A 21438-nucleotide genomic window follows, 5' to 3' on the forward strand; every position below is an offset into this window, starting at 1 on the left:
GTCGACCGGTGCATGGAGCGCGCGTGACTGGATCGGCATATGGTATCGTTAGCGCCATTTGCCAGGCACTCTGGAGTCGATGATGCAGCGGTTGTTAAACAAGCAGGTGGTACTGGGAATCAGCGGCGGGATCGCTGCCTACAAAAGCGCCGAGCTGGTGCGCCGGTTAAAGGATGCCGGGGCCGACGTACGCGTGGTGATGACCCGCGCCGCCCATGAATTCATTACCCCTCTGACCCTGCAGGCACTGTCCGGCAACCCGGTGCATGGTGACCTGCTGGACCCGGCGGCCGAAGCGGCCATGGGGCATATCGAGCTGGCTCGCTGGGCCGACCTGGTATTGATCGCGCCGGCCACCGCCGACCTGATGGCGCGCCTGGCCAACGGCCGTGGCGATGACCTGCTCACCACCCTGGTGCTGGCCACCGACGCGCCGATTGCCCTGGCCCCAGCGATGAACCAGGCCATGTGGCGCGACCCCGCGACCCAGGCCAATCTGCAGACGCTGCTGCAGCGCGATATCAAGGTCTACGGCCCGGCCGCCGGCGAGCAGGCCTGTGGCGATATCGGCCCCGGACGCATGCTCGAGCCGACCGAGATTGCTGCCCGCTGCGCCGAGTGCTTCGAGCGCGGCCTGCTGACCGGCCGTCATGTGCTGATCAATGCCGGCCCGACCCGGGAAGCGATCGACCCGGTCCGCTACCTGTCCAACCACAGCTCCGGCAAGATGGGCTTTGCCCTGGCCGAGGCGGCCGCCGAAGCGGGCGCCCGGGTGACCCTGGTCACCGGCCCGGTCAACCTGACCACCCCGCCCCGGGTCGAACGGGTGGATGTGGTCAGCGCCGCCGAGATGCTGGCCGCCTGCGAAGCCGCACTGCCCGCAGACCTGTTTATCGCCTCGGCCGCGGTGGCGGATTACCGGCCGGCCAGCTGCGCGCCCGGCAAGCTGAAGAAGACGACCGACAGCGACGCCGGCATGACCCTGACCCTGGTGCGCAACCCGGACATCCTGGCGACCCTGGCCAGCCATGCCCAGCGCCCCGGCTTCTGCGTGGGCTTCGCCGCCGAGACCGATGACGTGCTGGCGTATGCCAGCGACAAGCTCACCCGCAAGAACCTGGACCTGATCGTTGCCAATGACGTCAGCCAGCCGGGGATCGGCTTCAATGCCGATGACAACGCCGTGACCCTGATCGACCGCAGCCTGGAGCAACAGCCGCTGCCCCGCGCCAGCAAGCACAAACTGGCCCGGCAGATCATCGCCGTCATCGCCAGTCGCCTGACTATTTCCGCCTGAGGACTCACCATGCACGCCCTGCAAGCCCGCATTCTCGACCCCCGCCTCGGTCAGCAATGGCCCCTGCCGACCTATGCCACCAGCGGTTCGGCCGGCCTGGACCTGCGCGCCATGCTCGACGCGCCGCTGACCCTCGAGCCCGGCCAGACCAGCCTGCTGCCCAGCGGCATGGCCATCCATATTGCCGATCCCGGCCTGGCCGCGATGATTCTGCCGCGCTCGGGGTTGGGTCACAAGCATGGCATCGTGCTGGGCAACCTGGTCGGGCTGATCGACTCGGACTACCAGGGCGAGCTGATGGTGTCCTGCTGGAACCGAGGCCAACAGCCCTTCACCATCGAGCCGGGCGAGCGCATCGCCCAGCTGGTACTGGTGCCGGTGGTACAGGCGCAACTGGAGATCGTCAGCGAGTTCGGCGACAGCCAGCGCGGCGCGGGCGGCTTCGGACACACCGGCAGCCACTGAATTCTTTGATTTTGCAGGGAGGCAAGACCCAGAGATGAAATTCACCAAACCCACCTTCACCCGCCAACCCAGTGCCCTGCCGAGCACCCTGGCACCCTTGCTGCTGATGCTTGCCGGTCTGGCGGCCGCCGTACTGCTACTGTGGCTGCTCCTGTTTGCCCCGGCGGCGGACAGTTACCGCAGCGACCTGAGCCAGGCCTATGCCAGCCAGCAACAGAGCGCCCTCAACCGTACCCTGGCCCAGCTGGATGCCGACCTGACCCGGGTCGCGGCCAATCCCCAGCTGCAGCTGCTGTTGCGACAGCAGAGCCCGGCCGACGCCGGCGCGCTGCGTTATCAGCTGGCCGGCCAGGTGGCGAGCTACCTGCACCGTCCGGGGGCCGCGGTACATATTGATGACGAGCAGGCTCCACTGAGCTTCGCCGCGCTGGATATGATCCGCCGGGCCGAGCGCGGTCTGACCGTTCCGGCAGAAGCGCACAAGGTGGGTGAGCACTGGCGGTTGTACCTGGTCAAACCGCTGCGCGTCTCGCCCACGGCCCCGATCGCCGGCACCCTGCTTGCCGTGTTTGACCTGCAGCGACTGACCGGCAGCCTGCCCCAACTGCCCCAAGATGCGGGCAAAATCGCGTTGATCCAGCAATTCGCCGGCGCGCCCGCACAGGCGCTGTACCAGGCCGGTAGCGGCCATGGCGCCAGTATCAGCCATACGACCGACAACCCTGCATGGCGCCTGGAGTTCCAGCCCGGCAGCGCCATGGGTGCCGGCGCGCCCAACCCGCTGGTGCTGCTCGCCGCCGTGTTGATTGCCTTGGCCGGCGCCCTGGCCAGCCTGTTGTTCCTGCAGCGCAGCTGGACGCAGGCATTGAATACCGATGCCCAGACCCTGGAACAGCTCACCCAGGGGCACAAGGCGGCCGGACTGCGCCTGGGTCCGCTGGAGCCCCTGGCCCAGCGCATCATGCAATTGGCCAATCGCGCCCGCCAGGGCGTTACCAACGAGACCGGCAAACCGGCGACCCCAGCCGCCGCGCCCGAGCCGGCCGAGCCGCCGCCTGCTGCGCCGCTGCCGCCGCTGGAAGACGTGCTGGATATCGATATGGTCGATGATCTGACCGACTCACCCGCCACCGGAATACCCGCGCTACCTGCGGAGATCTTCCGTGCCTACGATATCCGCGGTGTGGTTGGCCGCACCCTGACGGCGGACTATGTCTACTGGCTGGGCCGCGCCATTGGCAGCGACTCCCTGGACGCCGGCCAGCCGCAGGTGGCAGTGGCCCGTGATGGCCGGCTCTCCGGCCCCGACCTCATGGAACAGCTGATCCGCGGCCTGACCGATTGCGGCTGCGAGGTGCTCGACCTGGGCATGGTGCCCACGCCAGTGCTCTACTACGCCACCCATACCACCGCGGCCAGCTCCGGGGTCATGCTCACCGGTAGCCATAATCCGCCGGACTACAACGGCCTGAAGATCGTCGTTGCCGGCCAGACCCTGTCCGGCGAGCGCATCAGCGCCCTGCACCAGCGGCTGCAGCAGAACACCCTGCACCAGGGCAGCGGCACCTGCACCCCGCTGGAGATTCTCGATGACTATGCCAATCGCATCGTCGATGACGTGCTGCTGGCCCGCCCGCTCAAGGTAGTAGTCGATTGCGGTAATGGCGTCGGGGGCGTGATCGCCCAGACCCTGCTGGAGCAGCTCGGCTGCGAGGTGGTGGCCCTGTATTGCGAGGTCGACGGCACCTTCCCCAACCATCATCCGGACCCGGGCAAGCCGGAGAACCTGCGCGACCTGCAGTTGATCGTCCGGCAGCACGACGCCGACTTGGGCCTGGCCTTCGATGGTGATGCCGATCGCCTGGGCGTGGTAACCGCCGAGGGTGAGATCATCTGCCCCGACCGGCTGCTGATGCTGTTTGCCGAGGACATAGTGACTCGCAACCCCGGCGCCGACATCGTATTTGACGTGAAATGCACCCGTCAGCTGCCGCAACTGATCAGCCGCCTGGGCGGCCGGCCGGTGATGTGGAAGTCCGGGCACTCGATGATCAAGGCCAAGATGCAGGAAACCGGCGCCCTGCTCGGTGGCGAGATGAGCGGCCATGTGTTCATCCAGGAACGCTGGTATGGCTTCGATGATGGCCTGTACAGCGCCTGTCGCCTGCTGGAGCTGATCTCCATGCTGACCCGGGACCGGCAGGAGATCGCGGCCCTGTTCGACCGCTACCCCACCGGCCTGAGCACCCCTGAGTTGCATGTCGAGGTGGGCGAGCAGCGCAAGTTCGAACTGATGACGGCGCTGCAGGGCCATGCCCACTGGGGCGAGCAGGCGCGGATCACTACCATTGACGGTCTGCGCATCGACTACCCTGATGGCTGGGGGCTGGTGCGGGCATCCAACACCACACCGGTGCTGGTGCTGCGTTTTGAAGCCGATGATGCCGGCGGGCTGGCGCGCATCCGCCACCTGTTCCGCGAGCAGCTGGCCCAGGTGGCGCCCGACCTGGCGCTGGACCATCTGTAATATCCATGGCCGGGGAATTGCCCCGGCTGACGATCCGATCAGGAGAAGAGAATCACCATGTTGAACCGTGACGCCGCCACTCAGGTATCCATGATCCTGACCGAGGCACTGCCCTATATCCAGCGCTTCACCGGCAAGACCATCGTCATCAAGTACGGCGGCAACGCCATGGAAAGCGAAGAGCTGCAGGCCAGCTTCGCCAAGGACATCGTGCTGATGAAAACCGTCGGCATCAATCCGGTAGTGGTCCACGGCGGCGGGCCGCAGATTGCCGACTTGCTCAAGCGGTTGAACATCAACAGCGAGTTCATTGAAGGCATGCGCGTGACCGACAGCGCGACCATGGATGTGGTGGAAATGGTCCTCGGTGGCCAGGTGAACAAGAACATTGCCCACCTGATCAACCAGCATGGCGGCCAGGCCCTGGGCCTGACCGGCAAGGACGCCAACCTGATCCGGGCGCGCAAGCTCAAGGTCACCCGCCGCACGCCCGGCACCGACCAGGCGGAGGTCGTTGACGTGGGGCAGGTGGGGGAAGTCAGTGAGGTCAACGTCAAGCTGATCAACCGGCTGATCTCGGATGATTTCATCCCGGTGATCGCGCCCATCGGCGTCGGCGATGACGGCACCTCCTACAACATCAATGCCGATCTGGTGGCCGGCAAGGTTGCCGAGGCCCTGGGCGCCGAGAAGCTGATGCTGCTGACCAACATCGCCGGGCTGATGGACAAGGCAGGCAAGGTGCTCACCGGCCTGACCACCGCCCAGGTCGACGAGCTGATTGCTGACGGCACCATCTATGGCGGCATGCTGCCGAAGATCCGTTGCGCGCTGGATGCGGTGCAGGGCGGCGTGGGCAGTGCGATCATCGTCGATGGGCGGGTGCCCAATGCGGTACTGCTGGAAGTCTTCACCGATACTGGCGTCGGCACCCTGATCACCAACCAGCCAGGATGAGCACTATGCAACAGAGCGACTTCCGGTTCAGTTGCCCGCTGCGCGTGCGTTGGGCCGAGGCCGACCCGCAGGGCATCGTCTTCAACGGCCATTACCTGACCTATGCGGACGTGGGCATTACCGAGTACTTCCGCGCGCTGCGCGGGGCGAGCACCGATGCCGAGATTGCCGGCAGCGAGTTCTTCGCCGTACGCACCCTGCTGGAGTATCAGGCGCCGGCGCGCTTCGACGACCTGCTGGATATCCACGTGCGAATTGCCCGGCTGGGTAACAGCAGCCTGCAGTTTGCCATCGGCATCTACCGCGAGGCGGATCTGCTGGTCACCGGGGAGATTGTCTACGTGCATGCGGATATGGAAACCCGTCGGCCGAAGAGCATCGGCCAGGCGTTCCGCGACGCGGTCAACGCCTTCGAGAAGACCAGCGTCCAATCGTGACCTGACCGCTGACAGGGCCCGGCTCAGTCAGCGAGCAGTTCCTGCAAGCGCTGGCGCCGGGCGGAAAACGTCTGGTTCACAGCCTCGATTTCCTGCTGGTGGCTGCCGATCAGCCGCTGCAACCGCTGCTGCTCCGCTTCCACCTCAGCCAGCTCCGAAAGGATATGCGCCTCCACCTTGCGACCGGCCCGTTCCTGCGCCGCCGCCCGGCTCTGCAGATCTTCGCGCTGGGCCTGCAGGGTGAGAATCCCCGCCTCGGACGTCGCGATCAGGTTCTCGATCTGCAGCACCTGACGGCTGTGGGCACGATCAAGATCATTGAGACTGGAATACAACCGCAGCAGGGTTTCGTCAGCGCTGTGGCGCTGCCGCTGTTCCCGCTCGGCAGCCCGCGCCGCTTCCCGCTCCTGGGGCGTGAGCGCCGCCGGGATCACCTGCTTCACCCGGCCATCGGCGTCCAGTATCTCGTAGCCACGACTGACATGCTGGGGCGGTACGCTGCTGTCCAGCACCGTGACCCCTTTGTCATTGATGTAGCGATACAGGTCGGCCGAATGCCCCTCGGTCGCCAGGGCCAGCCCGCCCAGCACGACACCTGCTGCCTTCAACCTGATCCTTTTGTGCATAACTGGACCACCCTGTCCTCGCTGTTGACGGCCTCCTTTCAGATGCCGTATTGATCACGGTATGCCTGTACTGCAGGCAGGTATTTGCGCAATTGCGCGTCATCCTCAAGAAAGGCAAGGATCTGGGTCAACGACACAATACTGACCACCGGAACGCCGAAATCGCGCTCCACTTCCTGGATGGCCGACAACTCGCCCTGGCCGCGCTCCTGCCGATCCAGCGCCACCATCACTGCCGCGGGCTCGGCGCCCGCCGCCTTGATGATCTGCATGACTTCGCGGATGGCGGTACCGGCGGTAATCACGTCATCTACCACCACCACTCGGCCCTGCAGGGGTGCGCCGACCAAAGACCCACCTTCTCCGTGGTCCTTGGCTTCCTTGCGGTTGAAACAGTATGGCAGATCGACATCAAAGCTGTCAGCCAGGGAAATCGCCGCCGCTGCCGCCAGGGGGATGCCCTTGTAGGCCGGACCGAAAAGCATATCGAAATCCTTAGGGCCATTGTGGATCAGCGCCTGGGCATAGTAGCGCCCCAACCGTGCCAGCGAGCTGCCATTGTTGAATAAACCGGCGTTGAAGAAATAAGGACTTTTGCGACCTGACTTGAGGGTAAATTCGCCGAAGCGCAAAACTTCCCGGTCTAGCGCAAAACGAATAAATTCCCACTGATATTCATGCATGTGTTCTATTACCCTCATCTATAACAAAAATCCCTTCAGCTCGGGTATCATACACGCACGAATTTGGGGGAGCCATGTATGCGAATAATCAGTCTTAATGTCAACGGTGTCGAGGCCGCTGCGGCCCGAGGTCTGTTTGACTGGCTGCGCACGCAGGATGCGGACGTCATCTGCCTTCAGGACATACGCGTCACCGCTCCCGAGCTGGAACAGGACCCCTATTGGCTTGAAGGTTACTGGCAGTATTGCTTCGAGGCGGAAGTGCCCAGCCAGGGCGGCGTAGCCATCTATACCAAGACCGCACCCAAGGCCATCATCATGGGGCTTGGCTTCGAGCTGGCGGATCGGTATGGGCGTTATATCCAGGCGGATTTCGACAAGGTCAGCATCGGCTGCCTGTTGCTGCCCTCGGGCCGCGACGGCGATGCGAGCCTGAACCAGAAATTCAAGTTCATGAACGACTTTACCACCTACTTGACCAAGCAGCGTCGCAAGCGCCGCGAGTTCATCTATTGTGGTTCGCTGCATACCGCCCATCTGAAACTGGACGTGAAAAACTGGCGCGACTGCCAGCACCAGCCGGGTTTCATGGCGCCGGAGCGTGCCTGGATGGACGAGATCTTCGGTAACCTCGGCTATGTTGACGCCCTGCGCGAAGTAACCCGCGAGGCCGATCTGTACAGCTGGTGGCCGGACAGTGAGCAGGCCCAGGACCTCAACCTCGGGCTGCGTATGGATTATCAGATCCTCACGCCCGGCCTGCGCCGCTTCGTGAAGCACGCTTCGATCCCGCGCAAGGTGCGCTTCTCGGAGCATGCCCCGGTCATCATCGATTACGACTGGGTGCTGAGCATCTGATTTTCTGCGGGCGTCGCCCAGGCGTCCGCAGCCTCCTTCCTTCCCTCCTCGATTTGATATTGATCAATTCTTGATCATCCCGGCCCTGTTAAACTCAACCCACGTTATTACCAACTTCTCCTATATCAATATCCCCAAGCCGCTGCGAGCGACTGCCTCCGTTTGACAGGAATCGTCCTATGTCCGAACCGACGAAACAGGATTGGGACCCCCGATCCGATGCCGTACTACGTGACCAGCGTGCCGCCTACGACGCCATGCGCGAGGCTTGCCCCGTCGCGCACAGCGACTATGCCGGCTGGAGCCTGTTCCGCCACGCCGATGTGAGCCGGGTCCTGCTGGATCACCAGAGCTTCAGCAACCGGGTATCCCGGCACGTTTCCGTGCCCAACGGCATGGACCCGCCCGACCATACCCCTTACCGGAAGATCATCGAGCCCTACTTCGGGCCCGCGCACATGGCTGAATTCGAGCCCATCTGCCGGGAAATTGCCGACGACCTCGCGCGCAGCACCCTGCACCAGGACGCCATCGAGCTGATGAGCGAGTTTGCCCAGCCCTTCGCACTGCGTATCCAATGCGCCTTCATGGGTTGGCCGCTGAGCCTGCAGGAAACCCTGTTGAGCTGGGCCAACCGCAATGCCCAGGCGACCCTGACCCGTGACCGCGTGGCGCTCGGCCAACTGGCCGAGGAGTTCGACTGCCTGATCGCAGAGCAACTGAGGGTCCGGCGCCAGGCGGGAACCAGCGCCGACGAAGATGTCACCAGCGCCTTGATGCACGAGCAGGTCGACGGCCGGCCGCTGACCGACCAGGAAATCGCCAGCATCCTGCGCAACTGGACCGTCGGCGAAGTCGGCACCATTGCCGCATCGGTGGGCATCCTGGCGCAGTTCCTGGCTGCCAATCCCGATGTCCAGCAACAGCTGCGGGCCGATCCCGAGCTCCTGTGGCAAGCCAATGACGAGATCCTGCGCATCCACGGCCCGCTGGTGGATAACCGTCGACGCACCACCTGTCCGGTGGAGCTGGGCGGTCGGCGGATCGAGGCCGGGCAGCCCATCACCATCAACTGGGTCGCGGCCAACCGTGACCCGGCAGTCTTCGTCGAGCCGGAACGCTTTTCACTGGACCGGGACCCCTCGCTGAACCTGCTCTATGGCGCCGGTGTCCATGTCTGCCCCGGGGCGCCCCTGGCGCGCATGGAACTGGTGATCATCATGCGCAGCCTGTTGCAGCTCAGTCGCGAGCTGCAGTTGATCGCCGACCAGCCTGCGGTACTGGCCACCTACCCCACCAGCGGTTACGCCAGTCTACCCCTGCGCCTGCGCTGAGTTGGCTCACTGCCGCCCCCGCGGCGCTAACCCACGAGCGCCGCCCTCCGCGGCCACTTCCACATAGCCCACCAGGCAGGCGCCAGCTCCGGCGCCCTGCTGATTCATCCGCGCCGCCAGCTGCCGCAGGCCGGATTCCAGATCACCCAGCTCGATACGGAAGCCGCACAGCCGGTTCGGCTTCTCCAGCGGCCCCAGATAGTGGAAACCGTCCCAGCCCTGCTTGCGCACGCGGATCCCGGTGCGGCGCACCTGTCGGCCACACCACTGCACGGGCGCCCCTGCATCGCGAACCAGCGCTGGCTCATCGCACTCGATACAGAGTTCACCCACGCCGCCCACGGCAACGTCGCCACCTTCCGCATCCAGCACCCAATGCCGGTAACCGTCCAGGCTCTGCCCCAGGTGCAGGCTGCGCTCCGCCAGCGGAAAGCTCACCCGGCGCATCATCGACCAACCGACGGTAGCCGTCGTGCCATAGCAGTTCCATAATTGCCCGACACAATCCTGCAGGTGGGTGGCAAGGGCGAGATCCGGCCCGGTCCCGGAGCAGAGCGCCACCAGCCCACGGTGGCCACGCCAACCCGCCTTCAACAATCGCCGCCAGAAACCGGGGCTGCCCTGCAGGGTGTTAAGGTCGGGCCGACGCCGCAGCAAGGCAGCCAGCTCCACGGGTTTATCACGCAGGTCGCTGGATACGATTTCCACATAACCCCCTACCCATAGCGGGCCCAGCCATTCCAATAGGCCCTCCACCTCTGTCAATGCGGTTACCGCCAGCCAGCGGCTTCCGGCACAGGCCTCCATTCGCTCGGTCACGCGGTGCAGGTAGCTGGCCAGCGCGCGCCGGGTAAGGGTGACATCACCACGTCCACCGCCTGCCCCGGGCAATATGCAGACCGGCAGCCGATGGTGCAGCTCAGGCCAGGGCAGATCATCTCGCCCACCGGGGCGCAGGCCATGTACCGGTACCGGAAAGACGCCCCGGGTCGGTACGCTCATCACGATCAATTGCACATCCAGGCGGCGGATCAGGGCCTGCAATCGCGGCAACGGTAGATCCGGTGCCAAGGGAACGAAGCACATGCCGGCGCGAATACAGCCGAGCATGGTGGCCAGCAGCTCCGCTGAACGTTCCAGATACAGGCCAACACGATCCCCCGGCCCTAACCCCCGCTCCATCAACTGCGCCGCGATATGAGCAGCGCGCTCGGCGAGCCGACGGTAATCCCAGCGTTCACCGTCCCACCCCAGCGCCACCAGCTCAGCCTGTTGCCGGCACATGGCGGCCAGGTGCGTACCCAGGCCGGACGCGCCGGATGGTTCATCGATGCGGCTCATGCTTCCCCCTCGGCCGAATGGATGCCCGGCACGATCAAAACACTAAATGAGAACGATTAACATTTGTAATGAGAAGGTAGCGCTACTTGATGCACTCGTCAAATACGCGCGGAGCTTTCAATAATCAGGGACGCGAACGCGGACGGAAGAAGCGCGGGCAAACGCAGGGGGAAAGCTGGTCACCGGGGCGGTGACCAGCCAGCTACTACTTGATCAATCGCAGGCAGAAGGGATAGCGGTAGGTCTTGCCCTCGTTGGCCTTGATCGCGGCGATGATCATCAGCACGATGGCGCCGATGCCCACCACCCAGATCATCAGAAAGCCGATGGCGATGATCATCAACAGAAAGCAGACCAGCACGGCAATCGCCACCGTGATCTGGAAGTTGAGCGCCTCCTTGCCCTGATCATCAACGAAGGGATGCAGGTCCTTCTTCATCTGCCAGATAATCAGCGGGCCGATAAGACTGCCGATCACCGGAATGAAATACCCGAGAAACCCGGCCAGGTGGGCGATCATCGCCCATAGCCGGGCATCCTTATCTGGCTCCTGCATCTGGATGAGAGGCTCATCGTCAAGCATGCTCGCTGCTCCTTATATCAGAAGGTAACCATATCTGATGTCAGGATAGCCGAACGTGTGCGCTGAGCCTACGCCAGGTAGATCAGGGAATGGTAAAGAGCACCTTCACCTGATCGTTGATCGCAGCGCTGTCGACATAACCGATGGCTTTGGCATCGCTGGCAACCTTGGCAATCACGGCGGCGTCGCCCTCGACCGCAGCCAGCGGCTGGCCTTTACCGGTAAAGATCAGGCTGGACCAGTAGGCGTTGAGCTGGGACTCGTTCTTGTTGGTAATGACGCTGTAGAACCTCTCCTTGGCCGGCGTCCAGCCGTTGTGGTCGATAGCGGTCAGGGACTTGTCCTTGCCGAGAAACAGGTTCGCGACTTCGGCCTGGGACGGTGCAGCTGACGCCGCCGGGTTGACGATAACAGCGACTTCGGCCTGGGCCAGGCCGGCGGTAGCCAGCAAGGCAGCGATGACAGAGCGGGAAAACATGTTCATCTGGTTGCTCCTCAGAATACGAAGTCGATGCCGACGCTGAAAATATCGCCGTCATAGGTGGGCTGGGGAATACCGAAGAGTTGGTTCATGGCCAGGTCCGTGAAGTATTCGGTGCCTGTTTTGACGAATACACCATGGGCCTCGTTAGAGGTGTCCACACGCTTGTATTCGCCCTTGAGCGTGACATTGGGCAACAAGCTGTAATTCAGACCGTAGGTCCAGGACACCTGGCGTCCACCGCTCTGTTCATCAAGCTGTGCATAGGTGACATGGGGCAGGAAGTCGCCAAAACGACGGCCGCCCATCATGTAGAAGGCGTTCTTGGTGGGTATCACGCCCTCTACCACCAGACGGGTAGCCTCGTGGGAAGTGATCCAGGTACCATTGTCATATTGGTAGCCCAGGGAGGTAAACTTGCCCTTGGTGCCATCCAGCGTCGTTCTCAAGATGCCGTCAAGCGTCAGGTCAGCTTCGCTGTAGCTCAAGCGCAGCGTGCCGTAATCGTTGGTCTCAAGCGCGACACTGGATCCGGCGATCTTCCGGTAGTCCATGTCTTCGGTCGTGTCGTAGAAGAAATAGTCGCTGTTAAGCGCCTGGCCGACGTTCGCCTGCACGCTCAGATTGCCGAAGCTCAGCGGTAGCGTGTAGATAAAGTCCACGCCTTCATAGCTACTGATCTGAACTTGGTGATAAACCTCATCGGGCAGGCGGATCCAAGGGTAGGTGAATCCGACATCAAGCGCTTCCGAGTACATATAAACCGGGTTGCGCAGGCGCCCTGCACGCAATACCAGGCGGTCGGTTGCCTGGTAGGAGAGATAGAACCACTCCAGATTCACGTCCCAGCTATCATGCTGCGCCTTGGCTATGACTTGCGCTGTCAGGGTGAGGTCGTCGGTCACGCCATAGCGCAACTGGCCACCCAGCTTGGAGAGCTCGTCGAAGCGCCACGAATCCGTGGTCTGTCCATTGATACCGTAACTGCGCCCGTCGTGCTCGCCGCCTAAATAGGTCATGCCAAGGGTACCGAAGCCATTCAGGCGATAATCGCCCTGCTCGAGGGCGAACGCGGGCGCAGCGGCGAGGCATGCCACTGCCAAGCCGAGAAGTCGTGGTGCAAACATTGAGTAGTGCTCCTGATAAAGATTAAATGCGGAACTGGGCAGTGGCTGCGCGCAAGTGATCATGGGTACTGACCAGTTGTTCGCCGAGGCGCGCGGTAGCCTCTGCTCCGTTGGCGGTTGCTTGGGCGTCCTGCTGCAACACTTGGGTTTCTTGTTGGATGGAGTTCGACAGACCGATCTGCTCCTGGGTATGGCGGGCGATACCGGCGTTGAACTCGTTAATGCGGTTGACGGCGCTGGTGATGGCTTCCAGCAGTTGGGTCGCTTCGATGGAGCGATCAATGCTCTGCCGGGATTTTTCCCCGTTGGCGGTCATGATAGAAAGTACGGCGTTCGCGCTGTTCTGCAGGCGCTGGATGATGTGCTGGATCTCCGCGGTCGAACTGGCGGTTTTCTGCGCCAGGTTGCGCACTTCATCGGCAACCACGGCGAATCCCCGCCCTTGTTCGCCCGCCCGGGCCGCTTCGATGGCCGCGTTGAGCGCCAGCAGGTTGGTCTGATCGGCGATGCTGCGAATCACCGTGAGCACCGAGCCAACTTCCTGGGTTTCCTCTTCCAGCTGGGCCATCGACCGCACCGCATCCATGACGCTACTGCCCAGGTCGGCAATGCTGTCGGACAGGCTGTCGATATGTACCCGTGCGGTACTGGCCTGCTGCGTCGCCGCCTGGGCTTCATCAGAGGCCTGGCGTGAACGCTGTGCCACGTCCTGAATGCGATCCGTCATGGTCAGGATATCGCGGCTGATCGAATCCGTATGGCGCTGCTGGGAACGGGCATTTTCCTCTGCGCTCTGTGTCACGCGGTACAACTCTTTCGATACCTCGCCAAGGGGGCTCGCAGCGTGGACCGTCTGGCCGATGGTGCCCTGGAGTTTGCCCAGAAAAGCGTTGAACAATTTGATCATGGTGCCGATTTCATCGGACGACTCCCCGGTCACCCGCTTGGTCAGGTCACCATCGCCGCTGGCAATCGACTCCAGGGAGCGGATAACACCGCGCACGTTCTGCATGATGCTGCGAGTGACCACCAGCGCGCCGGTACCGGTTACCAGCAGCAGTATCACGCACAACAGGATACCCAGGCGGGTGGTGTCGGCGTTGGTTTCGCGGGCGGTGACCAAGGTCTGTTTGAAATCGCCGTAGGCGTTCTGCCGGAACTGGCTTGCCAACTGCTGCGCCTGCGCTAGATCCGCTGCCATGCGCTCGAGGCTGGGGCGCAGCTCATCAAAGGAAACCTCCCCGGTAATCATCGAGCGAGAGGCAGACAGGGCGTTAACACCGTAGCGGGAAATTGCACCGCGCCAGGCGCGCAGCTCCTGCAGGCGCTGGGCCTCCTCACTGAGCAGCTGTTCAGCGCTCTGCAGATCAGCCTCAACACCTGCCAATACCTCGGACGCCTCGTCCAGCATGTCTGCTTCACCAGCGGTGACGGCGTTGTTGAGCAGACCGGGCAGTCGTGAAAACTGGAAGATGGCGGCGTCGGCCTTTTCCAGCGTGGGATAGTGCTGGTCTTCCAGCGCCAGCAGGCGCGCGTCCGTCGCGGCCAGCTGCAACGAGGTGTAAGACACGTATAACACCAGACCCAACAATGCGAGCGCAGGGGCGAGGGCCAACTTATATCCGAGCGAGAAATTCTTGAGCATGACGGGCTCCACAAACAGGACGCGGATACTAACAGCAAGCAGGAAGATGGCGATATGCCATTGGTCAGTGGCATTGGTGCGTCAATCCCCGAGCAGCAGCAATTCGAAGCCTCTATCGACCCAGGGGAGATTTACTTGAGGAGGAAATGGCGCAGATATTTCAGGGCAAAGGCTCTATCGCGGGGGAGGCAGGGCGTTGTACCAATCGGAAGCCAGGCAGGGCGGGGGTTGCACGGATCAAGAGCATGACCGGATCGTCGCAGGGGTGCGACGATCCGACGCGCCCAGAGAGTTACTCGGCCAGCGCGGCCAGCTGCGCCGCAAACAAGTCGTTGATGCCCTTGGTAGCCAGCTCCAGCATCGCATTGAGCTCCTGGGGCGTGAAGGGCGCTGCTTCGGCCGTGCCCTGCACCTCGATGAAACCGCCCTTGTCGGTCATGACCACGTTCAGGTCGGTATCGGCGGCGGAGTCTTCCGGGTAATCCAGGTCCAGCACCGGCACGCCCTGGTAGATGCCTACCGACACGGCGGCGATCATCTGCACCGAGGGAACGCGCTTGATGGCGCCACGCTGTTTCATCGCCCGCAGGGCATCGACCAGCGCCACGCAGGCCCCGGTGATGGAGGCGGTGCGGGTGCCACCATCGGCCTGGATCACGTCGCAATCGACGTAGATGGTGTTCTCGCCCAGGGTTTTCATGTCCACTGCCGCACGCAGAGAACGCCCGATCAAGCGCTGGATCTCCAGGGTACGGCCGCCCTGCTTGCCCTTGCTGGCTTCGCGCTGCATACGCTCGCCGGTGGCCCGGGGTAGCATGCCGTACTCGGCGGTGATCCAGCCCTGGCCGGTACCGCGCAGGAAGCGCGGCACGCCGCCTTCCACGCTGGCGGTGCAGATCACCTTGGTGTCACCGAACTCGACCAGCACCGAGCCCTCGGCATGCTTGGTGTAGTGGCGGGTCAGGGTTACCTGACGCATCTGGTCTGCCGCGCGGCCGCTGGGTCGTATCATCTGTTCATTCCTTACTGCGTATGTGAGCGGCGATTATACGGAGCCTGCCCGGGGGCACAACAGCGGCCTGTACCCCGCAGCCGACTGGCGGAGTACAATGCCCGCCGCCGATCGATAAATAGACAGACTGGAGTGGACCCATGGTATTCAGCATGACGGCCTTTGCCCGTAGCGAACTCAGCACCGATCAGGGCAACCTGGCGTGGGAACTGCGTTCGGTCAATCATCGCTACCTGGAAGCCACCCTGCGCCTGCCCGAGGCCTTTCGCGATCTGGAAGGCCCGCTGCGCGAGCGTCTGCGCAAGCATATCGCCCGCGGCAAGGTGGAGTGCACCCTGCGTTTCAACCCGGTGGCCGATGCCCGCCCGGACCTGACTCTGAATCAGCCGCTGCTCGACCAGTTGATCGACGCCGCCGGGCGAATCAGCACCCAGCTGGACAATCCTGCCCCGATCAACCCCCTGGAGCTACTGGCCTGGCCGGGTGTGCTCGGTGGTGAAGGCCGGGAGCAGGTGGATTTGAAAGCGCAGGCCGACCAGTTGTTCGACCAGGCCCTGGAAGAACTGAAGCAGCACCGCGCCCGCGAAGGCGCGGAACTGCGCGAGCTGATCGAGAGCCGCCTGGACAGCATGGCCGAACGGGTCACCACCTTGCGCGAGATGATGCCGACCTTGCTCGCCGCCCACCGGCAGAAACTCATCGACCGCTTCAACGAAGCCCGGCTCGAACTGGACGGCACCCGTATCGAGCAGGAACTGGTGATCCTGGCGCAGAAGATCGACGTTGCCGAAGAACTCGACCGCATCGACACCCATATCCAGGAAACCCACCACGTACTCGACAGCAAAACCGCCATCGGCCGCCGCCTGGACTTCCTCATGCAGGAATTCAACCGCGAAGCCAACACCCTGGGCTCCAAGGCCATCGATGCCCGCAGTACCCAGGCCGCGGTAGACCTGAAGGTGTATATCGAGCAGATGCGCGAGCAGGTGCAGAATATCGAGTGACGCCGCCGGCTCGCCTCAGGAAGAACTCACCATCTGCAACCCCACCACCGACAACACCAGGCTGGTGAGAAAGAACAGCCGCCAGAAGGTCACTGGCTCGTCGAACAGCATGATGCCCGCAACCACTGTGCCGAAGGCGCCGATGGCGCCCCACACCGCATAGGCCGTGCCCACCGGGATGGCGCGTTCACCGCCCATGGCCTTGAACAGCAGGAACATGCTGATCGCCACGCAGATTGCAAAGGTGCCCAGCCACAACGCCAGGGACTTGCCGCTGGCCTGCTGGGCCTTGCCGAGACTGATGGCGAAGCCGGTTTCAAACAGCCCGCCGATGATCAGCATGATCCAGTTGATGCTCATGTGTTTCCCCTGCGCGGATAAAAAGTCAGTCCCGCAAACTACCCCAAAGCGGGAGAATTGGAAACCGAGGGGGCCCGGGCCCGCGCTGACGGGCGCCGTGACGGCTGCTACTATGTGGGTTCTTTCATTCCGCATTGAAGATCTTGCCTTGGCCCCCTCTGCTTCCCGTTTGAACGTCTACCGTCAGCCGGGCTTCATGCCCTTTGTCATCGCCCGCCTGCTGGCGGTCTTTGCCATGCAGATCCAGGCCATCGTGGTGGCCTGGCAGATCTACGAGATTACTGGCGACCCCTTATCCTTGGCCTGGGTCGGCCTGGCCCAGTTCCTGCCCATGCTGTTCCTGCTGATGCCCGCCGGCGATCTGATCGATAGGTACAGCCGCAAGCTGATCCTGGGGCTGTCCTGGGTCGGTGCCGCCTGCTGCAGCGCCATCCTGTTATGGCTGACCTTCAGCGGCGAGCATGACCCCGCCTGGTTCTACGGCGCGCTGGTGCTCTATGGCTGCTCCCGGGCCTTTATCGGGCCGGCGCTGCAGAGCCTGTTGCCGCAGATCGTGCCCCGGGACCAGTTGGCTCAGGCGATCGCCGCCAACAGCACCATCATGCGTACCGCCACCATTATGGGTCCGGTGCTGGGCGGCGTGCTCTATGCCATTGGCGGCGGCGAGCTGACCTATGCGGTTTGCCTGGTGTGCTTTGGCGGCGGGCTGTTGCTGCTGATGCGGGTGCCCGTGCTCTACGCCGAGGCCATGCAGGTTACCGAAAGCTCGGGCTGGAAGCGTTTTACCGCCGGGCTGCATTTCATCCGCACGCGGCCGATCATCCTCGGCACCATTTCCCTGGACCTGTTTGCCGTGCTGCTCGGCGGCGTGGTCGCGCTGCTGCCGATCTACGCCAGCGACGTGCTGCAGGTGGGCCCCGAGGGCCTGGGCATACTGCGCAGCGCCATGGCGGTGGGGGAAATCTGCGTCGGCCTGTACCTGAGTACGCGGCCGTTCAATAGCAATGTCGGGCGCACCATGTTCATTGCCGTGGCGATCTTCGGTGTGGCCAACCTGGTGTTTGCGCTATCGACCCTGTTTTGGCTGTCTTTTGCCGCGCTGTTCATCGCCGGCGCCGCCGACATGGTCAGCGTGTACATCCGCTCGGCGCTGATCCAGTTCTCCACCCCGGACGCCATGCGCGGCCGGGTGAATGCGGTCAACATGCTATTCATCAGTTCGTCGAACGAGCTGGGCAACTTCCGCGGCGGTGTGAGCGCCGCCTGGTTCGGGGCGGTGCCAGCGGCGCTGATCGGCGCCTTGTCCACCCTGGCGGTGGTCGGTGGCTGGGCGGCGGCGTTCCGTACTCTGCGCCAGGTCGACCGCTTCGAGGATGCCTCGCCAGAGCAGCAGACCGGGGCGTCCCCCGCCCGCGGATGATCGCTGCGCCAGCCGTTCCGGCCACGTTGGCATGACGCCGCCGGCCGTTGCCTTTATAATCCCGCCACGCCGCAACCCAGGACAATATCCGCCATGAGCCAAGCCACCGGTACTCTCTATATCGTTTCCGCCCCGTCCGGTGCGGGCAAGACCAGCCTGGTCACGTCGCTGATCGAGCAGATCGACACGCTGCGGGTATCGGTTTCCCATACCACCCGGGCCATGCGCCCCGGCGAGGTGGATGGCGTCAATTACCATTTCACCAGCCGTGAGCGTTTCCTCGAGCAGGTGGGCCAGGGCGATTTTCTCGAGCATGCGGAAGTCTTCGGCAATCTGTATGGCACCTCCCAGAGCACCGTGGAGCAGACCCTGGCCGAAGGGCATGACCTGATTCTGGAAATCGACTGGCAGGGTGCCCAGCAGGTGCGCCGCGCCCTGCCCCAGGCCCGCTCGATCTTCATCCTGCCGCCGAGCAGCACGGCCCTGCAGCAACGCCTGAGCAACCGCGGGCAGGACAGCGATGAGGTGATCGCCGGGCGCATGGCCCAGGCGGTGGAAGAGATGAGCCATTACGTGGAATACGACTACATCGTCATCAACGATGACTTCCAGACCGCCCTGGACGACCTGCGGGCCATCCTGCGTTGCGGGCGCCTGACTCTGGCTCACCAGCAGCAGCTGCACCGGCACCTTCTCACGGGGTTGTTGTCAGACTGACGGGTAAACCGGTAAACTGCTCGGTCCTGCGTTATTATCAAGCGCTTCCCGATTTTTCTTATCCTGCCGTTCGGAGTACACCATGGCCCGCGTCACTGTTGAAGACTGCCTGGAAAATGTAGACAACCGCTTTGAGCTGGTCATGCTGGCCACCAAGCGTTCGCGTCAGATTGCTACCGGTGGCAAGGAACCCAAGGTGGCATGGGAAAACGACAAGCCGACCGTGGTCGCTCTGCGCGAAATCGCCGAAGGCCTGATCACCGACGAGATCATGGCCGAAGAAGCCCTGCGCGAACAGCAGGAACCGCTGTACTCGCTGGAAACCGAACTGCCGGAGTAAGCGGTTGCGATGGCCGTGCGACCTCGTTCAGACTGCCCTGACAGCAGGGTGCAGGAGAGTTGCATGTCCGGTATAGAACTATTTGCCGATCGGCTGGATGACTATCTCGAACCCGAGCAGGTCAATCTGGTGCGTCGCGCCTACTTCTACGCCGAGCAGGCCCATGACGGCCAGACTCGGCGTAGCGGTGAACCCTACGTTACCCATCCGCTGGCGGTAGCCAACATCCTCGCCGACATGCACATGGACCATCAGAGCCTGATGGCCGCCATGCTGCATGACGTGATCGAGGATACCGGCATCCCCAAGGAAGCCCTGGTCACCCAGTTCGGCGACACCGTGGCGGATCTGGTCGACGGGGTCAGCAAGCTGACCCAGATGACCTTCGAGACCAAGGCTGAGGCCCAGGCCGAAAACTTCCAGAAGATGGCCCTGGCCATGGCCCGGGACATCCGGGTGATTTTGGTCAAGCTGGCCGACCGCCTGCACAACATGCGCACCCTCGGCGCGCTCAATCCCGAGAAACGCCGGCGTATCGCCCGCGAGACCCTGGAAATCTACGCCCCCATCGCCAATCGTCTGGGCATGCACAGCCTGAGTACCGAGTTCGAGGACCTGGGCTTCAGCGCCATGTACCCGATGCGCTCGCGGATGATTGCCCAGGCGGTGCGGGATGCCCGGGGCAACCGCAAGGAACTGCTGACGCGGATCCTCGAGTCGCTGGAAGCCTGCCTGGAACGGGAAGGCTTGCAGGGCAAGGTGCTGGGGCGCGAGAAGCACCTGTACGGCATCTACCAGAAGATGCGCGAGAAGCGCAGGGCGTTCAACGAGATCATGGACGTCTACGCCTTCCGCATCATCGTCGACAAGCCCGATACCTGCTATCGCGTGCTGGGCGCCGTGCACAGTCTCTACAAGCCCTTCCCCGGCCGCTTCAAGGATTACATCGCCATCCCCAAGGCCAACGGCTACCAGTCCCTGCACACCACGCTGTTCGGTATGCACGGGGTGCCGATCGAGATCCAGATCCGCACCGAGGAGATGGAAGAGCTGGCCAACAACGGGATTGCCGCGCACTGGGTCTACAAGTCCAAGGATGAGGTGATCAACGGCAATCACGCCCGCACCCGGCAGTGGCTCAAGGGCGTGCTGGAGCTGCAGCAACGGGCCGGCAACTCTCTGGAGTTCATTGAGAACGTCAAGATTGACCTGTTCCCCGACGAGGTCTACATCTTCACGCCGAAGGGCCGCATCATGGAGCTGCCCAAGGGGTCGACGCCGGTGGATTTCGCCTATGCGGTACATACCGATGTGGGCAACAGCTGTATCGCCTGCCGGATCAACCGCCGCCTGGCGCCGCTGTCCGAACCACTGGAAAGCGGCCAGACCGTAGAAATTATCACTGCCCCCGGGGCGCGCCCGAATCCCGCGTGGCTGAATTTCGTCATCACCGGCAAGGCGCGCAGCAACATCCGCCACCTGCTCAAGCATCAGCGGCATTCGGAATCCATCGCCCTGGGCGAACGGCTGCTGGACAAGGTGCTGGCGAGCTTCGACACCAGCCTCGACCAGATCCCCGAGCGCCAGCTGCAACGGGTGCTGGCGGACTGTCGCATGGAGTCCCTGGAAGACCTGCTGGCCGATATCGGCCTGGGCAACCGCATGGCCTATGTCACTGCCCGCCGGCTACTGGCCAGCGATGCCCCGGCTGAAGCCGAGGCCGAGGCGGCCAAGCACGATGCGGTGGTGCAGCAACCGAGCATCGAGGAAATGCCCCTGGCCATCCGCGGCACCGAAGGCTTGGTGGTCAGCTTCGCCCGCTGCTGCAACCCCATCCCGGGCGACCCCATTGTCGGTTTCATCACCACCGGCAAGGGCATGGTCATCCACCAGGAAAACTGCAAGAACCTGGCGGAGCACCGCGGTAACAATGAAAAGATCCTGCAACTGACCTGGGACAAGAACGTCAGTGGCGAATTCACCGTGGAGCTGCGCGTGGAGCTGGAACACCAACGGGGCATCATCGCCCAGCTGGCCACCAGCATCACCGTCGCCGACGCCAGCATCGACAAGATCAGCGTCGACGAGCGCGACGGCCGCGTCAGCGTGGTGCAACTGGTGCTGCGTGTGCGCGGCCGCCTGCACCTGTCCCAATTGATCAAACGGATCCGCGTGCTGCAAGGCGTCATGCGAATCACTCGACTGAAGAACTGAACATCCA

Annotated in this window: 21 protein-coding genes; 12 read left to right on the plus strand and 9 right to left on the minus strand. The window is 63.2% G+C overall.

All coding sequences use genetic code 11. The features are described from left to right. The first annotated feature begins 82 nt into the window (after positions 1-82). The 5 genes from coaBC to VG99_RS07715 are packed head-to-tail and all read left to right on the plus strand — an operon-like array spanning position 83 to position 5683. Entirely contained in the window at positions 83-1297 is a 1215-nt protein-coding gene (coaBC, locus tag VG99_RS07695; protein WP_044499202.1) for a bifunctional phosphopantothenoylcysteine decarboxylase/phosphopantothenate--cysteine ligase CoaBC, read from the plus strand. Between the two features lie 9 nt (positions 1298-1306). Further along, positions 1307-1762 carry a dUTP diphosphatase gene (gene dut / locus VG99_RS07700; protein WP_044499203.1) on the plus strand — a complete coding sequence of 152 codons (456 nt, stop codon included), beginning with the start codon at positions 1307-1309 and terminating at the stop codon, positions 1760-1762. A 34-nt stretch (positions 1763-1796) separates the two neighbouring features. Continuing rightward, positions 1797-4289, plus strand: a complete 2493-nt coding sequence (locus tag VG99_RS16365; protein WP_044499204.1) for a phosphomannomutase/phosphoglucomutase — start codon at positions 1797-1799, stop codon at positions 4287-4289. Positions 4290-4346: 57 nt separating this feature from the next. Beyond that, positions 4347-5246: an acetylglutamate kinase gene (argB, locus tag VG99_RS07710; protein WP_044499205.1), complete on the plus strand. Its 900-nt coding sequence runs from the start codon at positions 4347-4349 to the stop codon at positions 5244-5246. Further along, positions 5243-5683 carry an acyl-CoA thioesterase gene (locus VG99_RS07715; RefSeq protein WP_044499206.1) on the plus strand — a complete coding sequence of 147 codons (441 nt, stop codon included), beginning with the start codon at positions 5243-5245 and terminating at the stop codon, positions 5681-5683. The genes argB and VG99_RS07715 overlap by 4 nt, the downstream gene beginning before the upstream one ends. Before the next feature lie 23 nt (positions 5684-5706). Here the strand turns inward: VG99_RS07715 and VG99_RS07720 are convergent, their stop codons facing one another. Continuing rightward, a complete protein-coding gene (locus VG99_RS07720) occupies positions 5707-6291 on the minus strand; it encodes a hypothetical protein (RefSeq protein WP_082050014.1) in 585 nt (194 codons plus the stop codon). 56 nt (positions 6292-6347) lie between these two features. Continuing rightward, a complete protein-coding gene (gene pyrE / locus VG99_RS07725) occupies positions 6348-6992 on the minus strand; it encodes an orotate phosphoribosyltransferase (RefSeq protein ID WP_044499208.1) in 645 nt (214 codons plus the stop codon). Positions 6993-7070: 78 nt separating this feature from the next. Between pyrE and VG99_RS07730 the strand changes: the two genes are divergently transcribed. After that, positions 7071-7850 carry an exodeoxyribonuclease III gene (locus tag VG99_RS07730; protein WP_044499209.1) on the plus strand — a complete coding sequence of 260 codons (780 nt, stop codon included), beginning with the start codon at positions 7071-7073 and terminating at the stop codon, positions 7848-7850. A 179-nt stretch (positions 7851-8029) separates the two neighbouring features. Continuing rightward, positions 8030-9184, plus strand: coding sequence for a cytochrome P450 (locus tag VG99_RS07735; protein ID WP_044499210.1), 1155 nt, complete (start codon positions 8030-8032; stop codon positions 9182-9184). A 6-nt stretch (positions 9185-9190) separates the two neighbouring features. Here the strand turns inward: VG99_RS07735 and VG99_RS07740 are convergent, their stop codons facing one another. The 6 genes from VG99_RS07740 to rph form a co-directional block, all read right to left on the minus strand. Further along, entirely contained in the window at positions 9191-10525 is a 1335-nt protein-coding gene (locus VG99_RS07740) for an AMP-binding protein (RefSeq protein ID WP_052508736.1), read from the minus strand. A 205-nt stretch (positions 10526-10730) separates the two neighbouring features. Continuing rightward, positions 10731-11108 carry a DUF4870 domain-containing protein gene (locus VG99_RS07745; RefSeq protein WP_044499211.1) on the minus strand — a complete coding sequence of 126 codons (378 nt, stop codon included), beginning with the start codon at positions 11106-11108 and terminating at the stop codon, positions 10731-10733. 82 nt (positions 11109-11190) lie between these two features. After that, positions 11191-11592, minus strand: a complete 402-nt coding sequence (locus tag VG99_RS07750; protein ID WP_044499212.1) for a phosphate ABC transporter substrate-binding protein — start codon at positions 11590-11592, stop codon at positions 11191-11193. An 11-nt stretch (positions 11593-11603) separates the two neighbouring features. Continuing rightward, positions 11604-12716 carry a porin gene (locus tag VG99_RS07755; RefSeq protein ID WP_044499213.1) on the minus strand — a complete coding sequence of 371 codons (1113 nt, stop codon included), beginning with the start codon at positions 12714-12716 and terminating at the stop codon, positions 11604-11606. A 22-nt stretch (positions 12717-12738) separates the two neighbouring features. After that, positions 12739-14361, minus strand: a complete 1623-nt coding sequence (locus VG99_RS07760; RefSeq protein ID WP_044499214.1) for a methyl-accepting chemotaxis protein — start codon at positions 14359-14361, stop codon at positions 12739-12741. 292 nt (positions 14362-14653) lie between these two features. Continuing rightward, complete coding sequence (gene rph, locus VG99_RS07765; protein ID WP_044499215.1) at positions 14654-15373, minus strand: ribonuclease PH; 720 nt, start codon at positions 15371-15373, stop codon at positions 14654-14656. 140 nt (positions 15374-15513) lie between these two features. Here rph and VG99_RS07770 point away from each other — a divergent pair, with 140 nt between their 5' ends. After that, positions 15514-16380, plus strand: coding sequence for a YicC/YloC family endoribonuclease (locus VG99_RS07770; protein ID WP_044499216.1), 867 nt, complete (start codon positions 15514-15516; stop codon positions 16378-16380). A gap of 15 nt (positions 16381-16395) precedes the next feature. On the opposite strand, the gene VG99_RS07775 is transcribed toward VG99_RS07770, so the two are convergent. Continuing rightward, positions 16396-16740, minus strand: a complete 345-nt coding sequence (locus tag VG99_RS07775; RefSeq protein WP_204216701.1) for a DMT family transporter — start codon at positions 16738-16740, stop codon at positions 16396-16398. Positions 16741-16888: 148 nt separating this feature from the next. On the opposite strand from VG99_RS07775, the gene VG99_RS07780 reads away from it, so the two are divergent. The 4 genes from VG99_RS07780 to spoT all read left to right on the plus strand — a co-directional run bounded on the left by VG99_RS07780 (position 16889) and on the right by spoT (position 21431). Then, positions 16889-18160: an MFS transporter gene (locus tag VG99_RS07780; RefSeq protein ID WP_275425468.1), complete on the plus strand. Its 1272-nt coding sequence runs from the start codon at positions 16889-16891 to the stop codon at positions 18158-18160. A gap of 93 nt (positions 18161-18253) precedes the next feature. Then, complete coding sequence (gene gmk, locus VG99_RS07785) at positions 18254-18877, plus strand: guanylate kinase (RefSeq protein WP_044499218.1); 624 nt, start codon at positions 18254-18256, stop codon at positions 18875-18877. 82 nt (positions 18878-18959) lie between these two features. Further along, entirely contained in the window at positions 18960-19217 is a 258-nt protein-coding gene (gene rpoZ / locus VG99_RS07790; protein ID WP_044499219.1) for a DNA-directed RNA polymerase subunit omega, read from the plus strand. A 63-nt stretch (positions 19218-19280) separates the two neighbouring features. Next, the gene (gene spoT / locus VG99_RS07795) at positions 19281-21431 is read left to right on the plus strand and encodes a bifunctional GTP diphosphokinase/guanosine-3',5'-bis pyrophosphate 3'-pyrophosphohydrolase (RefSeq protein ID WP_044499220.1); all 2151 of its coding nucleotides are present in this window, start codon (positions 19281-19283) and stop codon (positions 21429-21431) included. Positions 21432-21438 lie beyond the last annotated feature (7 nt).

The organism is Pseudomonas saudimassiliensis, from assembly GCF_000939975.1.
GTDB classification, from domain to species: domain Bacteria; phylum Pseudomonadota; class Gammaproteobacteria; order Pseudomonadales; family Pseudomonadaceae; genus Halopseudomonas; species Halopseudomonas saudimassiliensis.